The organism is Scytonema sp. UIC 10036 (assembly GCF_009725235.1).
In genome coordinates, this window is sequence record NZ_WJFC01000155.1 from 25012 (window position 1) to 32277 (window position 7266).

Genomic DNA, 7266 nt, shown 5'->3' on the forward strand with positions numbered 1-7266 from the left:
AATCAGTATTAACTTTTATTTTACTTTGGTTTCACTTACCTAACGCCCCGCAAGGGGATTGAAACAATCTATCGTTATCAGTCGGCTCTTTTTTATAAACTGTTTCACTTACCTAACGCCCCGCAAGGGGATTGAAACTTCATGTGCTTTATTTCTACCTTGTGCCCATCTTGCCGAGTTTCACTTACCTAACGCCCCGCAAGGGGATTGAAACAGTGTTAAGCGCTTAACAGTCCTCCTATAGTAGCTGGAGGTTTCACTTACCTAACGCCCCGCAAGGGGATTGAAACTGGTATAACTTTAATTTGTTGAGAAACGCAGGCGTAACGTTTCACCTGTTTAACGCTCCGCGAGGGGATTGAAACTAAGCCACTGTTCTAGCGATCGCATAAACAACAAAGCCCACCAACGGCAGTGGGCTTTTTGATGTCGCAGTACTTTAATCTTACGGGACTTATATAGTACTTTTGTTCTGGCTCAATGAAACGTTAATTTAGGGGGTAGAGCAAGCTTTTGATGACTGCATCTTGCTGGCGGGGTTTGGCGATACAGGAACAGGGGAAGAGGCGATCGCAAAGTATAGTAAATCTGTCTTCAAGAAAATCTTTGAGCGCTACTCTCCCGATCTACTCAGCAGGTTCTGGTGGTAAACCCAGCTTGGCGCGAAATTCCTCGCTGTACTTTGCTTTCTCCCAATTGTTGGCAGATTTGACTTGCTCAGGAGCTAGATTTTTGGCATAGCTGATAGGCATAGCTAGGTAGGCACCTCGAGGTTGGCACTTCGAGGTTGGCACGGCTGAGGTTGGCACGGCTGAGGTTGGCACGGCTGAGGTTGCACGGCTGAGGTTGGCATAACTGAGGTTGGCACTGCTGAGGTAGGCACCTTCGAGGTTGGCACGGCTGAGTTTGCACTGCTGAGGTTGGCACGGCTGAGGTTGCACGGCTGAGTTGGCACTGCGAGGTTGGCACGGCTGAGGTTGGCACGGCTGAGGTTGGCACTGCTGAGGTTGGCACGGCTGAGGTTGGCACCGCTGAGGTTAGCATTTGTGATAAATAGTTTTTTCAAGGTTGGAACGCTGAAGTCGGTATTGTGGAGGTCGAGACCGTTCAAATCCAATTCCATATAGCTTATAAGTTCTGCATCAGCCAGAAAACGAATAACGCTACCCTTTCGTTCTGTGTCTTGATCCAGCCTTCGGAGCACCGATAATGTTCTAGCGCGTGCTATGTCAAGCGCAGCATCTAGCACAGGGTCTTCGGAATCTGATTCTTCTAATTTTTTGCCAATCAATACTTTTAAATTTTTGTCTATCAGCAGTTCTGACATCCGATCAAGATAAGCCTCTAGAGCTTGCTCGCGTAAGTTGTTGTCTGCTATTTTTTTCTCAGTTTCAGCCTGCTTTTCAGATCGTCTCTGTTCTGCTCGTTCAAAGTAAAATAGTGCCAAAGGAATAGCGATCGCGCCACCAAATTGCAACCATTCCCACAAAGTCTTGGCAGATTGGAAGTTTTCAGTTTCCTTATGCGTTATTTTAATAACTTCTTTAGTTATGGGATTGGCTTCATATTCTGTGGTTACTGATTTGTTTGAGTCTTTTCCGATACCAGTCCACCCACCAACACCCCTAAAGGGATACAGTTTTGCAAAAGCTGCGATCGCTCCAAGCAAGGCAGCTAAGGTAGCAATTCGTATCAATAGCTTTCGCCTAAAAGACAAGAATTCGCCAAAATTAGCGGATATATCGCGCCATGCACCCATAAATCACCCCAAACAACCCTCTACATCATTATTAGTGGTAAGCGCAAAGAACTTATGCATTGAAAGTCAAGTTTTGCTGACAAAGCCAAAATCTCAAAAAGTGCCAGTGGTCAGTTGGGATGCGATCGCACTCTCAGAATTATCCATCGACACCACTTGCCAAATCGTCTCAACCCTATATTTTTCGTTGAGTGGTGTCGATTGCTTGCTGTACAAGGGTTTGAGGTATGTGTTTTGTGCGATTTCTGGGAGGATGTACTATACTTTTAACAGTGGTGTCGATTTGGCGGCTGAAACCTTTACTGGGTAAGGTCTCCTAGACGAACTCCCTACCGATTGGGTTAAATCGGATTAGTTGGAAACGGCCTAAAGATGTGTTAACTTTATTCGCTTGTGGACACAAGTACCCTACCGATTGGGTTAAATCGGATTAGTTGGAAACAATGCGAATAGCGTTGTTTGACCAGTTGCCAAAGACCCTACCGATTGGGTTAAATCGGATTAGTTGGAAACCTTTTGCATTGTGTTAACGCTCGTCACATTTTTTGCCGTGACGCCCTACCGATTGGGTTAAATCGGATTAGTTGGAAACTTTATACCTCCTGTTTGTAAACAGGCATCATACACACTTCCCTACCGATTGGGTTAAATCGGATTAGTTGGAAACCTTGTGGACACAAGTAAATAGAACTTACTTGCGTTTAGCCCTACCGATTGGGTTAAATCGGATTAGTTGGAAACAATCAGGAGTCTCGGGGTTTTCTTCGGCAGGAGTCCCCCCTACCGATTGGGTTAAATCGGATTAGTTGGAAACCCGTTTCTCCAGAACATGGTGTCTCCGTTTGTTCCGTCGTCATCCCACCGATTGGGTCAAATCGGATTAGAGAAAGAAGCCCTGTGCAATGTAACTGTATTGCACAGGGCTTAATGGTTTGTTATGGTGAGTGCAAGGAATGGGGTGCGGTCATCTGAGATGGTAGGCAGCGCTTATCGCTGTGTTATGCAGCTTTCTTGGTTCTCTTCTTGAGCTGTTTAGCCTGTGGGTCAAGCCTCAGAAACTAACCCTATAGTACTTTTGAACTGAACTGTCATTGCAAATGCTGGATGAACCTTGTTGTCATCATTTCTTCTCCCAACTCCAGTTAATTTGCTTGAAGCGCTCAGCATTATGCTTGGTATACCTGACAGTGTGCTGGATGTTCTTGTGACCTAAGAACTCTTGGATGTCCCTGGTAGTCATCCCCTGACTGGCTAAGAAGTAGCCGCAGCTATGACGCATCATGTGACTGTGAATCTTAATTCCCAGGTTAGCGACTTCACCAGCTCGTTCAAAGATTTTAGCGATCGCGTCCAATGTCATTTGCTCTGCGGCGTCGTTCGGTAGTTTCTTCTCTTTGAGTGCATCCATGAACTTTTTGTCCGCTATGCGCTGCTTAACACGGTCATGAACAAAGATGTGGCGGTAACCAGGGTATAGCGCCTTAATTGTCTTGAGGCATTCAATCTCGTCATTCTGGAGAACGTGTGTACCGTCCTCACTGCCTTTGAGCCTGTTAATGAAGATTTCCTGACGCTCAAGCATTACGGCGTCCCATCTCAAGTTAATAGCTTCACTTGCTCTCAACCCATGGCGAAACATGAGCAGTACTAGGGCATAGTCACGAGCGGGGTGCTTGCTACGGCTCTTAACCGCATCTAATAGAGTTTTGACCTCTGTGGCGGTAAGATACTCTCTAGACCGATACTTTGTATTTTTCTCTCTTGTGGGAAGGTTTTGCATAAAGCGTAAGAATACCTGCTGTCGGAAAAATAGACCTTTTTCCGACAGAGGAAGTTTCCACAACTCCTATTCTTCCGTGAGCGATCGCATCCCATAACCCGTCCTTATCTTTTCCCGTTCTCCCCTCGCACGAGAAAACCTCATTCCAGCCCTCAATCATAAGTCTGGCTTATGCTAGCACTGATATCAGCGTCCACAGCCCGATTCTAGTATCCTTGTACTGGGAGTGATAGCAGAGGTAGCAATCATGGCAGAATCACCCATGCTTGGGGCAAGATGCCCGGTTGAGTGGGCAGAGAAGATAAAGAACATTGCCCATCTGACAGGAAGGTCAGAGGCAGAGGTAGTGAGAGAAGCAATAGGGGCATTGAGCCGAGATCTTTGTAAAATCATGCAAGATGGTCTGGAAAGCCCTATCTTGTCAAGCTTTCAGGTATTTTTGAAAAATTAATGCTACTGACTAAGAAAGTAAATTACGGTTGACTTTTTAATGAAATTAAGCATTAACTGTTAGGCTTGAAAGGTTAGGGCAGCGTAGCATTGCCTCAATTGCCATCAAAAATTTCTTGGGGAAGAGGAATTGCAGACTCTAATGGTTGCGGGATGTTTTTGAGATCCACAACATAATCTCCAAAACGCTTAAGATGTCTGGTAATATAAGGACTCAAAGCAGCAAGGGTCTTGGGTTTTACTGGATATCCTTCTGCTGTAAGTGCCTGAATTGCCTTTGTTAGGTCAACCGTATTCTGTAGAATGACTGCACTAGCAATCAAATCGAGATACTTTAAGCGTTTTTCCTGTTCAATGGGGTCGTTCTCTGTAATGACACCTTCTTTACCAAAAAATAACCAATCCAAGAAGTGATGGTATTTCTCGACAATATTTGTACAAGCCGTAATCTGCTGTCTAATTCCAGCATCAGAGATGTACTGCAATAGAAAAATTGTCCGTACTACTTCCCCCAATGCACAAAAAGCTTGATAAAGGCGATTCTTGCGACTACGACTTCCCAGCTTACGGAGTAGCGTAGATGGCATAACCTTACCCACTTTAATCGACAGTATGACACGCATCATATCATGCCAATGGGTTTGAATCAGTTTCCAATTGGCTACCTCTTTAAACAATGGGTCGATGTAGTTGTACACCACATCAACACTTGGACGAAAGAAACTGTAGTCTTGCCAATTCCGGATACGAGGCATCAATTTGATACCAAGAAAATAAGATAAGGCAAACACTGGAACGGACTGACCTTGAGTATCTGCGTGCAAGGTATCTGGTTGAATATCGGAAGTATTCTTCAGCAGCCCATCCAAAATATACACTGCTTCCCAGACACCGCAGGTGATAAAATGGGTGAATAAGGCAATATATGTATCAGAAACATGGTGATAAGCAATACCGCCATAGCCACCATAGCGGATATGATATTCGCTGTGTAAGTTATTCTCATAAACCTCAAACTTACTACCATCTGCGGCGGCTCTTTTCCCCGTACCCCACAGAGTTGGCAGATGAAAACGGTTGTAGGCGTTAATCATATCCCTCACTGCTGCCTCCAAGTTTTGTACACTAATGTGGCGGCGGTTGGTGTAAGAAATCATGTGAGAGGTAACTACACCTTTGGTATGACGGGCAGTTTGATTGGGTCCAAGGTTGCATCCGTAGCCAAAGGCAGTGAGGATATAACGTTCGCTTGCATTTTGCATTTTAGGTTCGTTCCCAGATAGAGGACCAAAATGCCGCGTCCAGTTTAACCAGTGCTCAACGTTACAAAGAATATCTAAAATACTGCGTTCTGGAATTTTTTGACGGATTGCCTCTTCTAATTCTTCGACGCCTTCTGGGGCGGGTGGTGGTGCAATCCGTTTCAGTACGGGTTCACCATCAAAACTAATTGTGACTTGTTTACCATCTGAGCAGATTTGGTCTACCGATTCTGCAACAAGCATTAATTCATTACGCAAGTGTTCAACAAAGTCTTCAGGGTTAGAGGGAAAACCAAGTTCGTGACAATACTGTTCAATCATCGGGGTACATTCATCTGCACTCAGCAACTGGTCACGGAAATCCGCATAGCTTTCTGACCCAACTACACAAGCATCTCCAGTTTTTAACTCGGTAGCTAGGTAAGAAAAAATGCAAATTTCTAGTTGCGGTCGCACTAACATCTCGGTGTTTTCAATCCGAGTAAAAACCAAAGAACGCCATTGGTTGCTAATAAAATTTAAATCAATATCTGCTGGTAAGTGCTTAGTGCGTTTCTGTTGATTTTTTAACACAAATGCTAGAGCGTTTATTAGTGAATCATCAGCAGAAGTTGAGTGAATATCTAATGAACTGACTAGTTCAAACAATAGTTTACGGTAACGTGAGTAAAAGTGCCACATTAAAGGTAAGTGATTATTAGTGTTATAAGCAGCAATTTCTTCATATTGCTTCAACAGCAATTCTGGACCACCACGTTCAGCAAATAGAGTTTGTACTTGATGCCCTAAAGTAGCGTTGTCTTCAGTTTCATTTGATACAGTCAACACTTGTGCCAGAAGACTCAGTAATTCTTCAGTTTGCTCCAGATGTTTCTCTCGTAATTCTCTCAGTCTAGTTTTGGCACTATTAATAATTTTTTGAATACGCTTGAGAAACATCTCCACCAAATGGTCGCGAGTCTTCACCTGCGCTTGATACAACAGACATAGCAATAAGGTACGACGTTTTGGAAGTTTGATATCTTGAAATTCCGATATATCTAAAGCTGCCGCTTGTGCCGCCAAATACTTAACTTTGGCAGGAGGCAACGGGAATAGTAATCGTTTGGCATCACCAAAAGTCATCAACTGATTAAACTTTTTCTGCAACTGTTGCATATGCGACAAAGATTCACTCAAAGGTGGAGACTTGAGTAAATTAAGAGTAGCAGTTGAGTCAGTAGTTTCTCCTAATAACAGTTGGTCTAAATAAGCTTTTTCCAGAGTTGATAATCCCTGAGAAACACGTAAAAATAGTCGATAATTAGTAACGGAACGCACATGATTAACCAAGCGGTCAAGAGTGCTAAAGGCAGGTAATTCATACCGTTCCTTAATTAATTCCTCAATGGCAATGTTAATTAAATCAGCAGGATGGTCTTTAACTTCTGCTCCTTTTGCAACCATTATGGCTATCAGCTTTTGGGCAACTTTGTCGTAAGGTTTGACCCTTAAGTACGAACGTATTGCCTGTTCGTAATTACGACGTTGCCGTTCAGAAGGAATTGCCTTAACCCACTCACGTAATTTTAGACACGAGCGTAAATGTTTAATGACAGCAATCGGTACCTGTTCTGGATGTGGAAAATAACCAAGGCGCTGGAATGATTTCAGCATGACCATAAAACTTAGTAACCCTTCATGGCTCTTGACACGGGGTTTAATAAACTTGATATCTTCTGGCGTTGGTGTATAAAATTCAGCCAACTCCTTAGCTGACGGATATTGTTTAAAGCGAGGATAAGCTGTACGTTCAATTACGGTCATTACAGTAATATTTACAACATCAAATCCGGAAAGTTGTCCCCGCGTCTTGGACATCCCTCAGTTGCTTGGTGCAGAGTATTTTATCTTCTTTTCACCACACGCCGAAAATTCTTCAAAAAAGCTAGGACTTACTGTAACTAGGAGCATAACTTGGCAGTAAAGGACACTATATGCTTCCAATTATGTTTCGGACAAATTATGCTTCCAAC

6 protein-coding genes, 3 pseudogenes and 2 CRISPR repeat arrays (1 of these 11 only partly in view) are annotated in these 7266 nt (G+C 43.7%); of the genes and pseudogenes, 3 read left to right on the forward strand and 6 right to left on the reverse strand.

Going from position 1 to position 7266, the window contains the following annotated elements; genetic code table 11:
• A CRISPR array of direct repeats spans nucleotides 1-365; the repeat unit is 37 nt; unit sequence GTTTCACTTACCTAACGCCCCGCAAGGGGATTGAAAC (it extends 343 nt beyond the left edge of the window).
• A gap of 151 nt (nucleotides 366-516) precedes the next feature.
• Nucleotides 517-741 (forward strand): hypothetical protein, encoded by a 225-nt coding sequence (locus tag F7734_RS62465; RefSeq protein ID WP_207714347.1) that lies wholly within the window; start codon nucleotides 517-519, stop codon nucleotides 739-741.
• Here F7734_RS62465 and F7734_RS64430 read toward each other — a convergent pair.
• The 3 pseudogenes from F7734_RS64430 to F7734_RS66445 all read right to left on the reverse strand — a co-directional run.
• Nucleotides 718-798 (reverse strand): annotated as a pseudogene (locus tag F7734_RS64430) (hypothetical protein); the annotation flags it as partial. The gene F7734_RS62465 and the pseudogene F7734_RS64430 sit on opposite strands and share 24 nt — an antisense overlap.
• Nucleotides 799-872: 74 nt before the next feature.
• A pseudogene (locus F7734_RS66440) lies at nucleotides 873-941 on the reverse strand (hypothetical protein); the annotation flags it as partial.
• A 59-nt stretch (nucleotides 942-1000) separates the two neighbouring features.
• Nucleotides 1001-1759, reverse strand: a pseudogene (locus F7734_RS66445) (pentapeptide repeat-containing protein); the annotation flags it as partial.
• A gap of 73 nt (nucleotides 1760-1832) precedes the next feature.
• Between F7734_RS66445 and F7734_RS44240 the strand changes: the two are divergent.
• Nucleotides 1833-2069 carry a hypothetical protein gene (locus F7734_RS44240; RefSeq protein WP_155750719.1) on the forward strand — a complete coding sequence of 79 codons (237 nt, stop codon included), beginning with the start codon at nucleotides 1833-1835 and terminating at the stop codon, nucleotides 2067-2069.
• 17 nt (nucleotides 2070-2086) lie between these two features.
• Nucleotides 2087-2651: a CRISPR direct-repeat array (repeat unit 36 nt; unit sequence CCCTACCGATTGGGTTAAATCGGATTAGTTGGAAAC).
• Between the two features lie 228 nt (nucleotides 2652-2879).
• Here the strand turns inward: F7734_RS44240 and F7734_RS44245 are convergent.
• Both F7734_RS44245 and F7734_RS61225 read right to left on the reverse strand, forming a co-directional pair.
• The gene (locus F7734_RS44245; protein WP_155750720.1) at nucleotides 2880-3539 is read right to left on the reverse strand and encodes a tyrosine-type recombinase/integrase; all 660 of its coding nucleotides are present in this window, start codon (nucleotides 3537-3539) and stop codon (nucleotides 2880-2882) included.
• Nucleotides 3493-3699, reverse strand: coding sequence for a hypothetical protein (locus F7734_RS61225; RefSeq protein ID WP_166482525.1), 207 nt, complete (start codon nucleotides 3697-3699; stop codon nucleotides 3493-3495). Before F7734_RS61225 ends, F7734_RS44245 begins: the two co-directional genes overlap by 47 nt.
• Nucleotides 3700-3786: 87 nt before the next feature.
• Here F7734_RS61225 and F7734_RS44250 point away from each other — a divergent pair, with 87 nt between their 5' ends.
• Nucleotides 3787-3990, forward strand: a complete 204-nt coding sequence (locus F7734_RS44250) for a hypothetical protein (RefSeq protein WP_155750721.1) — start codon at nucleotides 3787-3789, stop codon at nucleotides 3988-3990.
• A gap of 94 nt (nucleotides 3991-4084) precedes the next feature.
• Here F7734_RS44250 and F7734_RS44255 read toward each other — a convergent pair whose 3' ends face one another.
• Nucleotides 4085-7111 carry a Tn3 family transposase gene (locus tag F7734_RS44255; RefSeq protein ID WP_207714348.1) on the reverse strand — a complete coding sequence of 1009 codons (3027 nt, stop codon included), beginning with the start codon at nucleotides 7109-7111 and terminating at the stop codon, nucleotides 4085-4087.
• Nucleotides 7112-7266: the final 155 nt, after the last annotated feature.